Genomic DNA, 18,330 nt, shown 5'->3' on the forward strand with positions numbered 1-18,330 from the left:
GCCTTCCGGGATGGGGACGGTGAGGGGTGGTCTTGGCAGGTGTTGCCGAGCGGGGGCAGGACAGGGGTGGGCCCCGCGCTGGTGACTGTAATCCCGATCGATGATCGATCAAAGAGGGGGAAGAGTAAAACCCTGTCTGAGCAGCGAAATTGGCATGGCGTGCCCAAGTGGAGGGCACGCAGTGCAGGGGCAAAGCGAATGAAAACAGGCACTCGCGGAGGGGTGCGAGTGCCCGTTTCTGCTTCTGTGTGGAGCGGGACGCGAGCGGGCACCACCGCGGCACACCGGGGTGCGGTGCGCGCGGGTGCCGACGGGCCCGAGCCCGGCCCCGGACCTGCGGGCTCGGCCTGCGCGGCCGGCTGACGGCCTGCGCGGCCGGCTGACGGGCGGCCGGCCGGCTGACGGGCGGCCGGCCGGCGGGCGGGCGCCTCAGGCGCGCGGAGCGCAGCCGAGCACGTGGTCCTTCACCAGCCGCGCCACGTTCGGGTCCTTGCCGCGGAAGGCCGCCACCACCTGCTCGTGCTCCTCGGCGTAGGACTCCTGCACGGTGCCGAGCCAGCGGATCGAGAGCGCGGTCCACACCTCGATGCCCAGCGACTCCCAGGTGTGCAGCAGCACGCTGTTGCCCGAGGCCCGCACCAGCTCGCGGTGGAAGGCGACCGTGTGGCGCACCTGTGCCTCGCCGTCTCCCGCCGCGTCCGCCTCGTAGAGCGCCGCGACGTGCGGCTCCAGCACCGAGACGTCCTCGGCCAGCCTCGGCGCGGCCAGCTCGGCCGCCATCTGCTCCAGCCCGGCCCGCACGGGGTAGATCTCCTCCAGGTCCGCGGCGGTCAGCGCCCGTACCCGTACGCCCTTGTTCGGCACCGACTCGATGATGCGCAGCGCCTCCAGCTCGCGCAGAGCCTCGCGCACCGGCGTCTGGCTGACCTCCAACTCGGCCGCGACACGGCGCTCCACGATGCGCTCGCCCGGTTTCCAGCGCCCACTGACGATGCCCTCCACCAGGTGCTCGTGGATCTGCTCGCGCAGCGAGTGGACGACGGGCGGTGTCATGGGCCTACTCCTCCGTAATGTACGAGGCCACTGACAATACGGCGCAGCTGCCTCCAGGAGCGCTCGGAGCGGCGACCGGAGCCGCGTTGCGAGAAGGCTCACCTTCCCCGGCCCCCTCCGGCACGGCGCACGGGCGGCGCGCGGGGGCGGCGGTTCAATGAACCCATGTCGTACCGGAACGCAGTCCTGGAGCGGCGGATCGCCGCCCCGGTGGAGACGGTGTGGAACCTGCTGACCTCGTCGGAGGCGGGCGTCCGCCCGGACGGGCTGAGCGCGGGACGGGGCCCGGAGCCCGGGACGTTCGGGGTGGGCACCAGCAGGTGGCAGACCCGGTGGGTCAACGGCCGCCCGGTCACCGCCGAACTCCTGGTGACCCGCTGCGTCCCCGGGGCCGGGTACGTCGTGGAGCCCGCCACCAGCGGCGCCGCGGCCTGGTCGGTGGAGTACGCGCTGCTGAGCCGCGTCGGCGAGGGCGCCGCCGAGGGCCCTGCCGACGGCACGCTGCTGCGCGCGACGGTGCGCACCGCCGAGCCGGGGCGCCTGGCCAGGCTGCTGGCCCGGGTGCGGACGCCGACCCTCGCCGCGGCCGTACGGCAGGCGGTGCACGACGAACTGGCGGCGGTGGACGCCGCCTGCCGCGGGCGCGAACCGGCGGAGTGAGCGCCGGCGCACAGCCGCTCACGCAGATGAGGGTGGCCCCGTCCCGGAGCCGGAAGCTCGGGACGGGGCCACCCTCATGCGGTGGAGAGCGGGGCTACAGGCCCAGCTCGCCCTCGAACTCGCCTGCCTCCAGGCGGGCCTTGACGTCGCCCAGGTAGCGGGCGGCGTCCGCGCCGTCGACCAGCTGGTGGTCGTAGGACAGGGTCAGGTAGACCATGTCGCGGATCGCGATGGTCTCACCCAGGTCCGGGTGGTTGACGACCATCGGGCGGCGCACGGTGGCGCCGATGCCGAGCTCGGCGACCTGCGGGTAGTTCACGATGATCGTGTCGAACAGCGCACCGCGCGAACCGGTGTTGCTGATCGTGAACGTACCGCCGGACATGTCGTCCGGGCTGAGCCCGCCGGAGCGGACCTTGCCGGCCAGCTCGGCGGTCTTCTTGGCGATGCCCGCCAGGTTGAGGTCGCCCGCACCCTTGATGACCGGGACCATCAGGCCCTTCTCGGAGTCGACGGCGATGCCGACGTTCTCCGTGTCGTGGTACGTGACGGTGCCGTCGTCGTTGATCTTGGCGTTGATGGCCGGGTGGGCCTTCAACGCCTCGGCGGCGGCCTTCACGAAGAAGGGCATCGGCGAGAGCTTGACGCCCTCGCGCGCGGCGAAGCCCTCCTTGGCCTGGGCGCGCAGCCGCATGACCCGGGTGACGTCGACCTCCACGACGGTGGACAGCTGCGCCTGCTTCTGCAGCGCCTCCACCATCTTGGCGGCGATCACCTTGCGGATCCGCGACATCGGCACCGTCTGGCCGCGCAGCGGCGAGACCTCGAGCTTCGGCGTGCGCGGAGCCGACGACGCGGGCGCCGAAGGTGCCTGCGCGGCCTGGGACTTGGCGGCCTCGGCGGCCTCCAGGACGTCCTGCTTGCGGATACGACCGCCGACGCCGCTGCCCTTGACGCTGCTCAGGTCCACGCCGTTCTCACCGGCGAGCTTGCGCACCAGCGGAGTGACGTACGCGCCCTCGCCCGCGGGAGCGGACGCAGGAGCGGACGCCGGGGCGGCGGGGGCCTGCGCCGGCGCGGGAGCCGGTGCGGGCGCGGGGGCCTGCTTGGCGGGCGCGGGCGCGGGCGCCGGAGTGGGCTCGGGCTTGGGCGCCGGAGCGGGCTCCGGGGCGGGCGCCGGCTCGGGCTGCGCGGCCGGGGCCTGCTGCTCGGGCGCCGGTGCGGCTGCCGGGGCGGGCGAGCCGGAGCCGATGACCGCCAGCTTGGCGCCCACCTCGGCCGTCTCGTCCTCGCCGACGACGATCTCCAGCAGAGTGCCGGAGGTCGGGGCCGGGATCTCGGTGTCGACCTTGTCCGTCGACACCTCCAGCAGCGGCTCGTCCTCGGCGACCTCGTCGCCGACCTCCTTGAGCCAGCGGGTGACGGTGCCCTCGGTGACGCTCTCGCCGAGCGCCGGCAGCACGACCTCGGTGCCCTCGGCGGAGCCGCCCTGCGGCGCGGCGGGAGCGGCCTCGGCCTGCGCGGCCGGGGCCTGCTGCGGCTCCGGAGCGGGCTCGGGGGCCTGCTCCGGCTCCGGCTGTGCGGCCGGGGCCTGCTGGGCGGCGGGGGCGCCGGAACCGTCGTCGATCAGTGCCAGCTCGGAGCCGACCTCGACCGTCTCGTCCTCGGCGACCTTGATGGCCGACAGCACACCCGACACGGGGGCCGGGATCTCGGTGTCGACCTTGTCGGTGGAGACCTCGAGCAACGGCTCGTCGGCCTCGACTTGCTCACCCTCGGCTTTCAGCCAGCGGGTGACGGTGCCCTCGGTGACGCTCTCGCCGAGCGCCGGCAGGGTTACGGAAACCGCCATGGTTTCGGTTGCTCCTTACGAATTGCGGAAGTGGAGTCGCGCCCGACGTGACGTCAGTCGTGGGAGTGCAGCGGCTTGCCGGCCAGCGCGAGGTGCGCCTCGCCCATCGCCTCGTTCTGCGTGGGGTGGGCGTGGATGAGCTGGGCGACCTCGGCGGGCAGCGCCTCCCAGTTGTAGATCAGCTGGGCCTCGCCCACCTGCTCGCCCATGCGGTCGCCGACCATGTGGACGCCGACCACGGCGCCGTCCCTGACCTGCACCAGCTTGATCTCGCCGGCGGTCTTGAGGATCTTGCTGCGGCCGTTGCCCGCGAGGTTGTACTTCAGCGAGACGACCTTGTCGGCGCCGTACACCTCCTTGGCCCTGGCCTCGGTGAGGCCGACCGAGGCGACCTCGGGGTGGCAGTAGGTGACGCGCGGTACGCCGTCGTAGTCGATCGGCACGGTCTTGAGGCCGGCCAGCCGCTCGGCGACCAGGATGCCCTCGGCGAAGCCGACGTGGGCCAGCTGGAGGGTGGGGATGAGGTCACCGACGGCGGAGATGGTCGGGACGTTGGTGCGGCAGTACTCGTCGGCCAGGACGAAGCCGCGGTCCATCGCGACGCCGGCCTCCTCGTAGCCCAGGCCCTGCGAGACCGGGCCGCGGCCGATGGCGACGAGCAGCACCTCGGCCTCGTACTCCTTGCCGTTGGCCAGGGAGACCTTGACGCCGTTGTCGGTGTACTCCGCCTTCTCGAAGAAGGAGCCGAGCGAGAACTTGATGCCCCGCTTGCGGAACGCGCGCTCCAGCAGCTTCGAGCTGCCCTCGTCCTCGGCGGGGACCAGGTGCGGGAGCCCCTCGACGATCGTGACGTCGGTGCCGAAGGACTTCCACGCGGAGGCGAACTCCACGCCGATCACGCCGCCGCCCAGGACGATGGCGGACTGCGGTACGCGGTCCAGGCCCAGCGCGTGGTCGGAGGAGATGATGCGGTTGCCGTCGATCTCCAGACCGGGCAGCGACTTCGGCACGGAGCCGGTGGCCAGCAGGATGTGCCGACCCTCGTAGCGCTGGCCGTTGACGTCCACCGAGGTGGCGGAGGACAGTCGGCCCTCGCCCTCCACGTAGGTGATCTTGCGGGAGGCGATCAGGCCCTGGAGGCCCTTGTACAGGCCGGAGATGACGCCGTCCTTGTACTTGTGGACGCCTGCCATGTCGATGCCGTCGAAGCTGGCCTTCACGCCGAACTCGGCGCTCTCACGGGCCTGGTCGGCCAGCTCGCCGGCGTGCAGTAGCGCCTTCGTGGGGATGCAGCCGTTGTGCAGGCAGGTGCCGCCCACCTTGTTCTTCTCGATCAGGGCGACGTCCAGACCCAGCTGCGAGGCGCGCAGGGCAGCGGCATAGCCGCCACTACCGCCTCCGAGGATCACTAGGTCGAAAACGGTGCTGGCGTCGTTCGCCACGTCACGTCCTCCATGCATGGGTGCGCCGGAGCCGGTCCACTGTGACCGGGCGGCTGAATGTACGGCCGCTTGTTGTCGGCCCTTGGCTTTGCGGGCCCCTGTCCTGCCGGTACAACATCTTCGCACTTGTTGGCGCGCGACGGGACGCCGGGCCGTGCCGAGGGGCGGCCACCCGTTCGAAACGAGAGCCGTCAAAGGCGTGCAAAGCGCCGAAACCGGGTGGACCACGCGGATTTACTGACCAGTAGCCCACTCAATCGCTGTGAGCGAACGAACGTGCCGCCGGTGCCGGGGGCGGCGGCAACGCCGCTGAGCAGCGGTCGAGTCACGGAACGCACCGGCCCCGGGAGTGTGCCCCGGTGTGCCGGGTCGGGTTCAGTGCGCGCGGTGGGTGCCGTGGTGTGCGGGGTGGGTGCCCCGGTAGGACAGCGCCGCCCAGGCCGCGAGCACCACCGCCGCGGTGATGGCCGCGGGGACGTAACCCGGCAGACCGCCCGCCGCCAGGCTGGTCGCGGTGAACACCACCACCCCCAGCAGTACCAGGAAGAACAGGTCCAGTCCCAGTGCGCGGGTGCGCCGATGTCCGTCGTGCGTGGTGGGCATGGCGTGCCCCCTCTCCTCGCCCGTCAGGACACCAGTGTCCCTCCGTCGTGACGCGAACGCCATGGAGGAGTGCGGACGTACCGGTGCGAACCGGGCGAGGAGCGGGTGGTGGGGCCGCGGGCCGCGCTCGGCCCGCAGCCCCACCGTCGAGCGAGGCGCCCGGAGTCGGTCGAACCGGCGTCAGCCGAGCTCGCCGTCGGCGGTGCGCTCCAGCAGACGCACCAGCGTCCGCACGGCCACGCCCGTGCCGCCCTTCGGGGTGTAGCCGAACGGGCCGGACTCGTTGAAGGCCGGACCCGCGATGTCCAGGTGGGCCCACGGGGTGCCCTCGGGGACGAACTCGTTCAGGAAGATGCCCGCGACCAGACCGCCGCCCATCCGGTCGCCGATGTTGGCGAGGTCGGCGGTCGGCGAGTCCATGCTCTTGAGCAGTTCGACCGGCAGCGGCATGGGCCAGGACTGCTCGCCCGCCTCCTCCGCCGTCTCGTGCACCTCGGTGCGGAACGCGTCGTCGTTCGCCATCACACCGAACGTGCGCTTGCCGAGCGCCACCATCATCGCGCCGGTCAGCGTGGCCACGTCCAGGATCGCGTCCGGGGACTCCTCGCACGCCTTGGTCAGCGCGTCGGCGAGGACCAGCCGGCCCTCGGCGTCGGTGTTGAGCACCTCGACGGTCTTGCCGCTGTACATGGTCAGCACGTCACCGGGGCGCAGCGCGCCGCCGGAGGGCATGTTCTCGGCGAGCGCCAGCCAGCCCGTGACGTTGACGCGCAGGCCCAGCCGGGCGGCCGTCACCACGGAGGCGAACACGGCGGCGGCGCCGCTCATGTCGCACTTCATCGTCTCGTTGTGGCCCGCGGGCTTCAGCGAGATGCCGCCCGAGTCGTAGGTGATGCCCTTGCCGACCAGCGCGACCGTCTTCTCCGCCTTCGGGTGGGTGTAGCTCAGCCGCACCAGTCGCGGCGGGCTCTGCGAACCCTGGCCGACGCCCATGATGCCGCCGTAGCCGCCCTTGACGAGCTGCTTCTCGTCCAGCACCTGTGCCTTGAGGCCGAACTCCTTGGCGGCGGCCTGGGCGTGCTCGGCGAACGCCTTGGGGTCGAGGTCGTTGGGCGGGGTGTTGATGAGGTCGCGGGCCCGGGCCACCTCCGCGGCCAGCACGCCGGCACGCTCGACGGCCGCCTTGTGCGCCTTGTCGCGGGGCTTGGCGCCCAGCAGTGCGATCTCGGCCAGCGGCGCACCGCTGTTGGCTCCGGCCTTCGTGTCCTTGGCGTCCTTGGTGTCCTTGGACTTGCCGTTCTTGGCGTTGGCCTTCTGCGAGCCGCGGTAGGCGGTGAAGGAGTACGCGCCCAGCAGCGCGCCCTCGGCGACGGCCGCCACGGCCTCGACGTCCTCGGCGACGGGCAGCGCGAAGGCGCCCTTCTTGGTGCCTGCCAGCGCGCGTGCCGCGGCGCCGGCGGCGCGGCGCAGCGTCTCGGCGGCGTACGTCTCGTCCTCGGCGGGCTGTGCGCCCAGGCCGACGGCCACGATCAGCGGTGCCTTGACCCCCTCGGGGGAGGGCAGCTTGGTGACCTCACCCTCGCGCCCGCTCGCGCCCAACGTCTCCAGGGTCGTGGCGAGCCGGCCGCCGAAGGACTCGTCGACGGTCTCGGCACCGGCGGCGAGCACGGGCGTGGTCGCCCCGTCGGCGCCCTGAACGACTCCGATGACGACGGCATCCGCACGCAACGCCGCGGCGGAAGAGGAACTGAGGGTCAGTGCAGTCACGGTCTTCGCGATCCTGTTCGTTGGTTGTAGATGGGCGAGAGCCTACGCCCATCGGATGAGGCCCCTGCGGGCCAGGAAGGAACTCGAACCCGCCCCGACCGGGAAACCCGGACCGGCGCCGGCGCCGAGTGCATGCCGGTGTTCAGCACAGCGTGAGCGTCAACAGAGCCGCCGTACCGGCGACTTCGCAGACCGCGCCGAACACGTCCCCGCTCACCCCACCCAACCTCTGACAGCAGCGTCGGAGCAACCCCTCACCGGCCGCCAGGGCCGCCGCCACCGCGAGTACGGCCCCAACTGCCCACCCGGCGCCCCACGTTGGCCACACCGCGAGCCCGGTCAACAGCACCACCGCCACCACCACCGCGCCGGCCGCGAGCGGCGGCACCACCGAGGCCACCACGGCGCCGAGCCCGTCCGACCTGGCCGCGGCGACCCCGCGCCGCGCGGTGAGCGTGAGCGCGGTACGGGCGGCCACCGCCGACAGGGCGCAGCCGAGCGCCCCGTGCGTCCACCCCTGCGCGTACAGCTGTGCCAGCGCGGCCGTCTGCGCCAGCAGCACCAGGACGAGCGTCACCACCCCGAACGGGCCGATGTCCGAGCGCTTCATCACCCGCTGGGCGCCCTCCGCCTCCAGGCCGCTGCCCAACCCGTCGGCCACGTCGGCCAGTCCGTCCAGGTGCAGTGCGCGGGTCAGCGCCGCCGGCACCGCGACCGATACCACCGCCGCAACCGTCGCACCCGCGCCCGACACCAGCAGCACGCCGCCCGCCGCCGCGGCGAACAGCCCGACCACCAGCCCGACGGCCGGCGCCCAGAGCATGCCGCCGCGCGCCGCCGCACGGTCCCAGCGCACCACCCGTACGGGCAGCACGGTGAGCGTGCCGAAGGCGAAGCGCGGGCCGTCCAGGGGGTGTGCCGGTGTCTCGTTCATCGCTGTGCACCCTAAGCGGCCGTCGTCGGCGGCCCGCTGCGGCCGGTGCGCCGGGTCCCGGTACGGCGCGAGCCCGCCGCGCAGGGCTGCTGCGGGGCGGGCTCGCGCACCGTCGTGCGGGCGGCGCCGGTGGGCCGGTACGTGCGGCACCGGTACGCCGGTGGTGCAGTGAACGGGGCGGTTCAGGTCGCCTCGAGGATCTCCGCCGCACCCGAAGCACCCGTCGCGCCCGCGGCGGTCGACGCGCCCGACTCCGGCTCGCGCACCGGGAGTTGCGCGGCGAGTTCCGCGGCCGACCGGAGCAGGGGCAGCGCGAGTAGCGCTCCCGCCCCCGCGCCGACCCGCACACCGTGGTCCACCAGCGGGTCGAGTCCCATCCGGTCCAGCGCCTTGAGCTGCGCGGGTTCGCCGCTCGCGTGTCCGGCCAGCCACCAGTCCGGAGCGCGGAAGGCGGCCCGGTGGGCGACCAGCGCGCACGCCGCGGAGACCACACCGTCCAGGATCACCGGGGTGCGGCGCACCGAGCACTGGAGCAGGAATCCGGTCGTCGCGGCGAAGTCGGCGCCGCCCACCGCGGACAGCAGCTCCACCTGATCGCCCATGGCCGGGCGGGCGCGGCGCAGTCCGTCGCGGATCGCGGCGCACTTGCGCATCCAGGCGAGGTCGTCGATGTGTGCACCGCCGCGGCCGGTGACGACCGAGGCGTCGGTGCCGCACAGGGCGGCGATCAGGATGCCCGCGATGGTGGTGCCGCCCACGCTGAGGTCGCCGAGCACGACGAGGTCGGTGCCCGAGTCCGCCTCCTCGTCGGCGAGCGCCATGCCGGCCCGTACCGCCTGCTCGGTCTCGTGGAGGGTGAGCGCGTCCTCGATGTCGACGCGGCCGGAGGAGTGCCGGACCCGCAGATCGGTGACCTCGGCGGGCAGCCCGGCGCGCTCGCAGTCCAGCGACATGTCGACGATGCGGGTCGGCACGCCCTGCCGGCGCGCCAGGATCGCGGCCGGGGTCTCGCCGTCCAGATGCGCCCGCACCAACTCGCCGGCCGAACCGGCCGGTTGACCCGAGACGTCTAGGTCCGCCACCCCGTGGTCGCCGGCGAACAGCACCAGCTTCGGCCGGCCGATCGGCCGCACCGGAACCTCGGACTGCGCGGCCGACAGCCACTCGGCGAGCTCGTCCAGCCTGCCCAGGGCGCTCGGGGCGAGCCCGGTGCGTTCCCGGCGCTCCTCCGCGCCGCGACGGACGGAGCCGTCCGGGCGTTGGATCAGATCGCCGAAGTCGTCCAGGTTCAGCCGGTCATCACTCATACGGGGAGGTTACCGGCCGTGGTGTTCGGCTCCGAGCCTGCCCGGTGGATCTTGTCCCCGACACCCCGGGCGCACCGCCGCTCAGCCGCGCAGTGGCTGCACCAGTCCCGCGGTGACCAGCAGGACCTGTTCGCACTCGGCGGCGAACGCGGCGTTGAGCCTCCCCAGTTCGTCGCGGAAGCGCCGGCCCGCCAGGGTCGCGGGGACGACGCCCGAGCCGACCTCGTTGCTGACCGCGACCACGACACGGCGGCTGTCGCGCACCGCACCGACCAGTTCGTCGATCCGCTGCCGGAGCTTGTGGGCGCCGCCGCCGTGCCAGGACGCGTCGTCCCAGGCGTCCACCGCGTCCATGGCGTCCGTCAGCCACAGCGAGAGGCAGTCGATCAGCAGCGGATGCGGGTCGTCCTCCGCGAGCAGCGGCAGCAGCTCGCAGGTCTCCACCGTGCGCCAGCTCGCCGGGCGACGGTCCCGGTGCAGCCGGACCCGGGCGTCCCACTCCGCGTCGCCGTCGCGGCGGCCCGCGGTCGCCACGTACAGCACCTCGGGGAAGGCGGCCAGGCGCCGTTCGGCCTCCGCCGACTTCCCCGAACGCGCCCCGCCCAGCACCAGCGTCCGGCGGGGAATCTGCGGCGCCGCCCGGAAGTCGCCGACCACCAGCGTGCTGCCGTCCGGCTCCGCCCCGGCACCCAGAGCGGCCAACCGCCGCACGGTCTCGGCGCCCGGCGGGGTGGAGTGGTCCAGATGCACGGCCACCACGTCGGTCTCCGCGCCCACCGCGCCGACCGCGCGCAACCGCGCCAGCCCGTCGGGTCGGCCGAGGACGTCGAGCAGCACCAGGTCGTACGGCACGGTGCCCGGCTCGGCCCGCTCCCGCCCGCCGGCCGAGCGGTCGCGCCGGCCGCCGCGCGCCGGGCCCGGCTTCGACCCCGTACGGCTGCGCCCGGGCGGCAGTTCGCCGGCCACCGCACCGCCGGGGGGCAGGTACAGCAGACGCTCCCCGCCAGGGCCGACCACCTCGTAGCCGGTGCCGGGGGAGTCCAGCGCAAGCGCGGTGACCCGGTGGCCGGACAGCAGCACCAGCTCCTCGCCGTCCGGGACCCGTACCGGGGTCGGCAGCGGTTCCGGGAACTCCACCGGCGGCCCGGAGCGCGGATGCGAGAGCAGCACCTGGCGTACGCCGTGCAGCGAGCGTCCGACCCGGGCGGCGGCGAAGGCGGGGCCGGGCGTGAGGTCCAGGAGCAGCACGCCGTCGATCAGTGCGGCGGTCGCCGCCCGCGCGTGCTGCCCGGTCGCGAGCGCGCAGCGTGCGCAGGGGCAGTCGGGCCGGGGGAGTCCGTCGGGGGCTCCGGTGCCGAGCAGAGTGAGTTCCACACCCCGATCGTCTCGCGTCCCGCCGGGTTGGGCGCGTGCACGGGGCGAGACGGCGCGCGGAGGGTGTCGAACGGCTGATTCCCGCACACCACCCGGCTTCCGCCGCGTTCCGACGTACGCTGCGGACAGCACTGTCGGGTGATCTTCAGGAGGCGACGATGGCGTGGACGTGGCGGTTCGAGAAGTCCGACGGTACGGAGACCCAACCTGCCGTCGAACCCGAGGAGTTCACCACCCAGGGCGATGCCGAGTCCTGGATCGGTGAGGTCTGGCGGGAGCTGCTGGAGGGCGGCGTGGACCAGGTGCGGCTCTCCGAGGACGGCAAGGAGATCTACGGCCCGATGAGCCTGCACGAGGCCAAGGACTGACCGCGTCCGACGGCCGGGGCACTGCTGCCGCCGTCGGACGCCGCGGCAGCTGCGGCGGGCGCCCGTCCTGCTGGGGCGGGCGCCCGCCCGCCGCCGCTGCCGCACGGCGCCCGCCCCGCCTCTGCCGCGGGCTGCCCGTACTGCTTCGGGGCCCCGCAGCGAGTGCTGACAGGCCCGCCGAGACGGGGGCGCCCCGGTCGGTGCCGACCGGGACGGTGGTCAGGACTCCCCGAGCCTCACGTTCACCCGTTCCCGCTCGTCGGCCCGTACGAAGGTGACGCGCACCCTGTCGTCCGGCTGCCGGGTGGCCAGCACCTCGGCGAGGGAGACCGTGTCCGCGACCGGCTCCTCGTCCACCTGCACGATCAGATCGCCGGGACGGATGCCCGCACGGCCGGCCGGCCCGTTCTTCGCGACCCGCACCACCGAGGCACCCGCGGGCTGGAAGTCCTCGCCGAGGATGGTGCGCACCGCCACGCCCATCGACGCCTTCCGGGGGTCGACCACCTTGCCGTGCTCGATCATCTGGGCCGCCAGATGGCGCACCGTGACGGCGGGGATCGCGAAACCGATGCCGGGCGCGGCACCGCCGCCGAGCTGCGGGTCGCGCGCCGCCAGGGTCGGGATGCCGACGACCTGCCCGGAGAGGTTGACCAGCGCCCCACCGCTGTTGCCCGGATTGATGGCCGCCGAGGTCTGCACCATGTTGCCGAGGGTGGCCTGGTCCTCCCCCTCGGTCACGGCTCGCCCGACCGCGGAGACGATGCCCTGGGTGACGCTGGAGGACAGGCCCAGCGGAGTGCCCATCGCCAGCACGATCTGGCCGACCTCGACCTTCGAGGAGTCCGCGAAGACGGCCGGCCGCAGGCGCTTCGGCGGGTCCGTCAGTTTGATCACCGCGAGGTCCTCCTCCGGGTGGCCCGCCACCAGCTTCGCCTTCAGCGGCTGTCCTCCGGTCGCCAGCTCGACCTCGAACTTCTCGGAGCGGCCAACCACATGGGCGTTGGTGACGATGTGGCCCTCCCGGTCGTGGACGATTCCCGAACCCAGCTCCTCGCCGGTGGTGATCTGCACGACCGAGGGGAGAACATCCCGTACGACCTGCTGGTACCGGTCCTCCAGGGCCTCGTCGACGCTGGGCTCGGGCGCGGGTTCGACGGAGGTGGAGGGCGTGCCGGAGGAGCCGTCGCGCTGTCCGGGATCCCCGTCGATCCCGGTGCACGCGGACCCGCCCGCCGCGATCAGCACCGCGCAGCAGAGGAAGCAGACCGATCGGCGAATGCCAGACATGTGACGCATAGCGTGCAGTGTCCCCACCCGGCGGCGGATGCCCTGGGACCCTCACCCCCGCGGTGCGCCGAGGTGCCCCGCCGCTCCCGGCCCCGCCCGTACGCGCACCCCGTGCGCCTCGCCCGTACGTGCGCGGGCGCCCCGTCGACGGACACCCCGGAAACGCAGCTGAACGAGCCCCGCCCGTTACGATCCGGGGCGCGCAGGGGCGGCCACCCCGGGGCGGGCACAGAAAAATCCCCGCCCCGACGAGTACGTCGGAGCGGGGACCGGCTGGGTCGGATGACGCGGAGCGCGCGCACTGTCCGGGGCGTCAGACGCCCGGGAACAGCCCGTCGTCGCTCAGCATGGCGCGCACTTCCTCGATCGTGGCGTCCCGCTCGGGAAGGATGAGCTCGGACGGCTCCAGGAAGTCGTCCTCCACCGGAGCGCCGAGCCGGTGCACGGCGTCCAGCAGAGCTTCCAGAGTGCGACGGAAACCGGGCTCGTCGCCGTTCTCCATCTCCTCCAGCAGCTCATCGTCCAGTTTGTTCAGCTCGGCGAAGTGGCTGTCGTCCAGCTTCACCTGGCCTTCCCCCATGATCCTCACGATCACGTCTGCGCTCCTTCTCCAGGGACTGTTCAGGGGCTCCGAGGACTGCTCGCGGCGCGAGGGCCGCGTCGGTCACTGCTTGTCGAACCGAGGGGTTTCCTGCGACTGCTGCTGGGTGCTGCCGCTGCCGCCCTCGAGTGCCTGCTGTCCGCTGCCGGATCCGCCCGCGAGCTCGGCCTTCATGCGCTCGATCTCCAACTCGACGTCCGCGCCGCCGGAGATGCGGTCGAGCTCGGCGGAGAGGTCGTCGCGCGCGGTGCCGGTCGGGTCGTCCAGCGCGCCGGAGGCCAGCAGCTCGTCGATCGCACCGGAACGGGCCTGCAGCTGCGCCGTCTTGTCCTCGGCCCGCTGGATCGCCATGCCGACGTCGCCCATCTCCTCGGAGATGCCGGAGAAGGCCTCGCCGATCTGGGTCTGCGCCTGCGCCGCGGTGTAAGTGGCCTTGATGGTCTCCTTCTTGGTGCGGAAGGCGTCCACCTTGGCCTGGAGCCGCTGGGCGGCGAGCGTCAGCTTCTCCTCCTCGCCCTGGAGGGTCTGGTGCTGGGTCTGCAGGTCGGTGACCTGCTGCTGGAGGTTGGCCCTCCGGCCCAGCGCCTCACGCGCGAGGTCCTCCCGGCCCAGGGCCAGGGCCTTCTTGCTCTGCTCCTCGAGCTTCCCGGACTGGCCGTTGAGCTGGTTGAGCTGAAGCTCCAACCGCTTGCGGGAGGTTGCCACGTCGGCGACGCCCCGACGCACCTTCTGCAACAGCTCCAGCTGCTTCTGGTACGAGTAGTCCAGCGTCTCGCGCGGGTCCTCGGCCCGGTCCAGGGCCTTGTTGGCCTTCGCGCGGAAAATCATTCCCATCCGCTTCATGACACCGCTCATGGGCCTCGCGCGCCCCCTTCGTAATGGACATCGACCTCAGCATCTACAACCCCAGCCTACGGGGCCCGGTTCCATTACCGCACTGTTCGGGTGCGGATGCGGTCCTTCTCCAGGACGATCGTGGAGCCCGCGTCTCCCGCCTGAGGAGTAGGAAGCGAACGCAGGTCGGCGCAGCGAAGAGCGCTGTGCCGCGCACACCGTTGCGGGATCGTTCCCCTCCTCGGCGCGGCCCACACGTGCGGTGCACGTACTCTTGGGGGCGTGTTCCGAAGCCGTTCCAAGGATGAGCAGGCCGCGCCAAGCCAGCCGGGCGAGGACCTGACGAAGCAGACCCGTGACCCCCAGGCGCCCAAGGGCCGCCCCACTCCCAAGCGGAGCGAGGCCCAGACGGGCAGGCGAAGCCTGTCGAAGCCGCCTGCCAACCGCAAGGAGGCCGCGAAGCGGGCCCGGGAGGCCCGTCGTGCCGACCTCGCCAAGCAGCGCGAGGCGCTGGCCACCGGCGACGAGCGCTATCTGCCGCTCCGCGACCGGGGCCAACTGCGGCGCTACACCCGGGACTTCATCGACTCCCGGTGGCACATCGCCGAGTTCTTCCTGCCGATCGCCCTGATCATCCTGGTCATGAGCATCATGCCGTCGCTCGCCGCGAAGAACCTCTCGCTGGTGCTGTGGATGGGCGTCATCATCATGATCATCTTCGATTCGGTGCTGACCGCCCGCCGCCTGAAGAAGGCGCTGCGCGAGCGGTTCCCGGACGAGAGTCTCAAGGGCACCACCGGCTACGGCTTGATGCGCACCCTGCAGATGCGCCGCATGCGGCTGCCCAAGCCGCAGGTGGCGCGGGGAGAGGCTCCGCGGCGCTGATGACCGCGGTCAACCACTTCAGCCCCGCCGTCGACCGCTGGCTGCACGGACAGGGCAAGCTCCGCGACGCCGTGCGCCACGCGCTGGTCACCCGGCAGCTCGACGAACAGCTCACCCAGCGCTATCCGATCGACCGGCGGCTGCGGGTGCTCGACGTCGGCTGCGGCCAGGGCGTCCAGGCGCTGCGGCTGGCCCGCCTCGGCCACGAGGTCACCGGCCTGGAGTCGGACCCCACCATGCTCGCGGCGGCGCACACCGCGCTGGAGGGGGAGCCCGAGGGCATCCGCGCCCGGCTGCAGCTGCGGGCCGGGGACGCCAGGGACACCGGTGCGCTCTTCGCGCCGGGCAGCTTCGACGTGGTGCTCTGCCACGGCGTGCTGATGTACCTCGCGGAGCCCGGGCCGACGCTGGCCGGGCTCGCGCGGGTGCTGGCGAAGGACGGTCTGCTCTCGCTGCTGGTGCGCAACGCCGACGCCCTCGCCCTGCGGCCCGGCCAGTCGGGCGACTGGGCCGCGGCGCTGTCCGCATTCGACGAGCCCGGGTACACCAACCGCCTCGGCCTCGCCGCCCGCGCGGACCGGCTGGAGAGCCTCACCGCCACGCTGGCCGGCATCGGCGTCCCGCTCGCCCGCTGGTACGGCGTACGGGTGTTGACCGACCTCGCGCCGGACGACGCCGAACCTCCGCAGGGCGAGAAGTGGCAGCGGCTGCTCGCCGCCGAGGAGCGGGCCGGCACCACCGACCCCTACCGCGCGGTGGCGGCCCAGCTGCACCTGTGCGGCGTACGCGGCTGACCGGCGGCGCACCGGACCGGCCGGCCGGGGTCCGCCCGCCTCCCGGGCGCCCGCGCCCGCGCAGCAGGGCGGACGCCGTCCCGTCGCCGGAAGCCGCCGCGGGGGCTGCGGCGGAAGCCGCTGCGAGTGCCGCCGCACCCGGAGGCACCGGCCCCGCTCAGAGGTACGCCCCCGACGGCACGTACGGCGTCGGCGGGCGCATGCCCCGCAGGCAGACGAAGCCGCCGGCCGACACCCGCAGGCCCGCGGCCAGCCCGACATCCACGGCCCACTGCTGCTCCGCGGTCAGCCCTGTCGCCTCCACCTCGGCGCCGTCGTCCATGCCGAGCAGGGCGGTGGTCAGCAGCCGGGTGGCCAGCCGGCGCGAGGTGGCGGCCAGCAGCTCGATCCCGCCGTCCGGGGAGTAGTAGCAGTAGCCGCTGCCCGCCAGATCGTCGCAGACCAACAGCCGGAAGTGGCGCAGCAGTTCGTGGTGGTCGCTGCCGCGCGCCCCGCCCCGCAGCCGCCGGTCCACCGAGTCGAGCAGATCGAACCGGTCCGGCCCGCCGGGGGCCACCGGGCCGTCGGGCGCCGCCAGCCCCGCGTGCCGCACCTCGCCGGTCAGCCGCATCGCCGGGTGCAGATCGAAGCCGGCCGCACGGTAGGCGCGGACCGCGGCCGGGTGGTCGGACGAGCAGATGACGCCGCGCAGACAGCCGCGCCCGTACTCCAGCGCCCGGGCCAGCAGCGCCTTCCCGACGCCCCCGCCCTGGGCCTCCCGGCCGACCGCGAGCAGCGACAGGCCCCAGGTGCCCTCCCGGACGCCCGCCAGCACCGTGCCGACGGGTCTGCCCTGCGCGTCCTCGGCGAGCCAGCAGCCGTCGGGGTCGCGTTCGGCGAAGTGCAGTGCCCGGCGGCGGTGGCGGTCGATCCGCTCCGGCGGCCAGGGGCGGGTGTCCAGATCGGCGAAGGCCGAAGCCGTCACCGTGCGAACGGCCTCCGCATTAGCGGCAGTTGGTCGTAGCGGGCGAAGGATCATGGGGCCATCCTGCCGCCCGGCGCGCGCCCCGCACAGCCCGCCCCCGCCCGCCTGCGCAACCGACGGAGCCCGCCGCAAGCCGTCCCGCAGCGCACCCGCAGCAGTCGCGCAGTGCCCCGGGCCGAGAGGCGGAACGTCCCCGCGCCGACCTGGCCGTACGTGTACGTCCCCGCGCCGACCGGCGAACACCGGTCGGCGTGGGGACGCGGGGTCACGACAGGGCGGTCACGGCAGGGCCAGCATCCGCTCCAGCGCGAGCTTGGCGAACTTCTCCGTCTCCCGGTCGACCTGGATGCGGTTGACCGTCGTACCGTCGGCCAGCGACTCCAACGCCCAGACCAGATGCGGCAGATCGATGCGGTTCATCGTCGAGCAGAAGCACACGGTGCGGTCCAGGAAGGCGATCTCCTTGCCCTCGGCGGCGTACCGGTTGGCGAGCCTGCGCACCAGGTTCAGCTCGGTGCCGATCGCCCACTTCGAGCCGGCGGGGGCGGCCTCCAGGGTGTTGATGATGTACTCCGTCGAGCCGACGTAGTCGGCGGCGGCGACCACCTCGTTCTTGCACTCGGGGTGCACCAGCACGTTGACGCCGGGCATCCGCTCGCGCACGTCGCGCACCGAGTCCACCGAGAAACGACCGTGCACGGAGCAGTGGCCCCGCCACAGGATCATCCGGGCGCCGCGCAGCTCCTCGTGGGTGAGGCCGCCGTTGGGCTTGTGCGGGTTGTAGACGACGCAGTCCTCCAGCGACATCCCCATGTCGCGCACGGCGGTGTTGCGGCCCAGGTGCTGGTCGGGCAGGAAGAGCACCTTGCCGCGGTCGGCGTCGACCTGCTCGAAGGCCCAGCCGAGCGCGCGTTCCGCGTTGCTGGAGGTGCATATGGTCCCGCCGTGGCGCCCGGTGAACGACTTGATGTCGGCCGAGGAGTTCATGTAGGCGACCGGCACGGTCTGCTCGGCCACGCCGGCCTCCGTCAGCACGTCCCAGCACTCGGCGACCTGCTCGGCGGTGGCCATGTCGGCCATCGAGCAGCCCGCGGCCAGGTCGGGCAGTACGACCTGCTGGTCGTCGGAGGTCAGGATGTCCGCGGACTCGGCCATGAAGTGCACGCCGCAGAAGACGATGTACTCCGCGTCGGGGCGGGCCGCCGCCTCGCGGGCGAGCTTGAAGGAGTCGCCCGTCACGTCGGCGAACTCGATCACCTCGTCGCGCTGGTAGTGGTGGCCGAGCACGAACACCCGGTCGCCGAGGCGCTCCTTGGCCGCGCGGGCGCGGGCCACCAGATCGGGGTCCGAGGGGGAGGGGAGGTCGCCGGGGCACTCCACCCCGCGCTCGCTCCGCGGGTCCGCCTCCCGGCCGAGCAGCAGCAGGGCGAGGGGAGTGGGCTGGACGTCCAACGTCTGGGTGGGCGGGGTTGCGTTCGACGCAGCGGTCACAGCACGCACCCTTTCTGGTTGCTCGGCTCAACGCTTTTCGTCGATTTGACGCTATCTATGATAGCCGCTTTGCGTCAGCTTGACGATGGGCCTCGTGTCGATGTGACGCAT

The 18,330-nt window shown here is 73.1% G+C and carries 17 protein-coding genes; 4 read left to right on the plus strand and 13 right to left on the minus strand.

Annotated elements, in window-relative coordinates; translation table 11 throughout:
• Positions 1-429: 429 nt before the first annotated feature.
• A complete protein-coding gene (locus MTQ01_RS09720; RefSeq protein ID WP_247488635.1) occupies positions 430-1,053 on the minus strand; it encodes a GntR family transcriptional regulator in 624 nt (207 codons plus the stop codon).
• Between the two features lie 165 nt (positions 1,054-1,218).
• Here MTQ01_RS09720 and MTQ01_RS09725 point away from each other — a divergent pair, with 165 nt between their 5' ends.
• Positions 1,219-1,713, plus strand: a complete 495-nt coding sequence (locus tag MTQ01_RS09725) for a hypothetical protein (RefSeq protein WP_247488637.1) — start codon at positions 1,219-1,221, stop codon at positions 1,711-1,713.
• Between the two features lie 94 nt (positions 1,714-1,807).
• Here MTQ01_RS09725 and sucB read toward each other — a convergent pair whose 3' ends face one another.
• From sucB to MTQ01_RS09760, 7 genes are all read right to left on the minus strand, one after another.
• Positions 1,808-3,565 (minus strand): 2-oxoglutarate dehydrogenase, E2 component, dihydrolipoamide succinyltransferase, encoded by a 1,758-nt coding sequence (sucB, locus tag MTQ01_RS09730; RefSeq protein ID WP_247488639.1) that lies wholly within the window; start codon positions 3,563-3,565, stop codon positions 1,808-1,810.
• 53 nt (positions 3,566-3,618) lie between these two features.
• Positions 3,619-5,007, minus strand: a complete 1,389-nt coding sequence (gene lpdA, locus MTQ01_RS09735; RefSeq protein ID WP_247488641.1) for a dihydrolipoyl dehydrogenase — start codon at positions 5,005-5,007, stop codon at positions 3,619-3,621.
• Positions 5,008-5,382: 375 nt separating this feature from the next.
• Positions 5,383-5,610, minus strand: coding sequence for a hypothetical protein (locus tag MTQ01_RS09740; protein WP_247488643.1), 228 nt, complete (start codon positions 5,608-5,610; stop codon positions 5,383-5,385).
• A 180-nt stretch (positions 5,611-5,790) separates the two neighbouring features.
• Positions 5,791-7,377: a leucyl aminopeptidase gene (locus MTQ01_RS09745; protein WP_247488645.1), complete on the minus strand. Its 1,587-nt coding sequence runs from the start codon at positions 7,375-7,377 to the stop codon at positions 5,791-5,793.
• 142 nt (positions 7,378-7,519) lie between these two features.
• A complete protein-coding gene (locus MTQ01_RS09750; RefSeq protein ID WP_247488647.1) occupies positions 7,520-8,311 on the minus strand; it encodes an adenosylcobinamide-GDP ribazoletransferase in 792 nt (263 codons plus the stop codon).
• 182 nt (positions 8,312-8,493) lie between these two features.
• The gene (locus tag MTQ01_RS09755) at positions 8,494-9,603 is read right to left on the minus strand and encodes a nicotinate-nucleotide--dimethylbenzimidazole phosphoribosyltransferase (RefSeq protein WP_374207700.1); all 1,110 of its coding nucleotides are present in this window, start codon (positions 9,601-9,603) and stop codon (positions 8,494-8,496) included.
• Between the two features lie 96 nt (positions 9,604-9,699).
• Complete coding sequence (locus tag MTQ01_RS09760; RefSeq protein WP_247488651.1) at positions 9,700-10,992, minus strand: bifunctional adenosylcobinamide kinase/adenosylcobinamide-phosphate guanylyltransferase; 1,293 nt, start codon at positions 10,990-10,992, stop codon at positions 9,700-9,702.
• 158 nt (positions 10,993-11,150) lie between these two features.
• Here MTQ01_RS09760 and MTQ01_RS09765 point away from each other — a divergent pair, with 158 nt between their 5' ends.
• Positions 11,151-11,360 carry a hypothetical protein gene (locus tag MTQ01_RS09765; RefSeq protein WP_247488654.1) on the plus strand — a complete coding sequence of 70 codons (210 nt, stop codon included), beginning with the start codon at positions 11,151-11,153 and terminating at the stop codon, positions 11,358-11,360.
• Between the two features lie 219 nt (positions 11,361-11,579).
• On the opposite strand, the gene MTQ01_RS09770 is transcribed toward MTQ01_RS09765, so the two are convergent.
• The 3 genes from MTQ01_RS09770 to MTQ01_RS09780 all read right to left on the minus strand — a co-directional run bounded on the left by MTQ01_RS09770 (position 11,580) and on the right by MTQ01_RS09780 (position 14,106).
• The gene (locus MTQ01_RS09770; protein WP_247488656.1) at positions 11,580-12,659 is read right to left on the minus strand and encodes a S1C family serine protease; all 1,080 of its coding nucleotides are present in this window, start codon (positions 12,657-12,659) and stop codon (positions 11,580-11,582) included.
• A gap of 304 nt (positions 12,660-12,963) precedes the next feature.
• Positions 12,964-13,245: a hypothetical protein gene (locus tag MTQ01_RS09775; protein ID WP_247488658.1), complete on the minus strand. Its 282-nt coding sequence runs from the start codon at positions 13,243-13,245 to the stop codon at positions 12,964-12,966.
• A gap of 69 nt (positions 13,246-13,314) precedes the next feature.
• Positions 13,315-14,106 (minus strand): PspA/IM30 family protein, encoded by a 792-nt coding sequence (locus MTQ01_RS09780; RefSeq protein ID WP_247488661.1) that lies wholly within the window; start codon positions 14,104-14,106, stop codon positions 13,315-13,317.
• Between the two features lie 261 nt (positions 14,107-14,367).
• On the opposite strand from MTQ01_RS09780, the gene MTQ01_RS09785 reads away from it, so the two are divergent.
• Both MTQ01_RS09785 and MTQ01_RS09790 read left to right on the plus strand, forming a co-directional pair.
• On the plus strand, positions 14,368-14,970 hold the full coding sequence (locus MTQ01_RS09785; protein WP_247488662.1) for a DUF3043 domain-containing protein: 603 nt from the start codon (positions 14,368-14,370) through the stop codon (positions 14,968-14,970).
• 83 nt (positions 14,971-15,053) lie between these two features.
• The gene (locus MTQ01_RS09790; RefSeq protein WP_247489182.1) at positions 15,054-15,764 is read left to right on the plus strand and encodes a bifunctional 2-polyprenyl-6-hydroxyphenol methylase/3-demethylubiquinol 3-O-methyltransferase UbiG; all 711 of its coding nucleotides are present in this window, start codon (positions 15,054-15,056) and stop codon (positions 15,762-15,764) included.
• 157 nt (positions 15,765-15,921) lie between these two features.
• Here the strand turns inward: MTQ01_RS09790 and MTQ01_RS09795 are convergent, their stop codons facing one another.
• On the minus strand, positions 15,922-16,782 hold the full coding sequence (locus tag MTQ01_RS09795) for a GNAT family N-acetyltransferase (protein ID WP_247488664.1): 861 nt from the start codon (positions 16,780-16,782) through the stop codon (positions 15,922-15,924).
• 225 nt (positions 16,783-17,007) lie between these two features.
• Complete coding sequence (nadA, locus tag MTQ01_RS09800; RefSeq protein ID WP_374207673.1) at positions 17,008-18,228, minus strand: quinolinate synthase NadA; 1,221 nt, start codon at positions 18,226-18,228, stop codon at positions 17,008-17,010.
• Between the last annotated feature and the right edge of the window lie 102 nt (positions 18,229-18,330).

This window comes from Streptomyces sp. XM4193 (assembly GCF_023072595.1).
Lineage (GTDB): Bacteria > Actinomycetota > Actinomycetes > Streptomycetales > Streptomycetaceae > Streptomyces.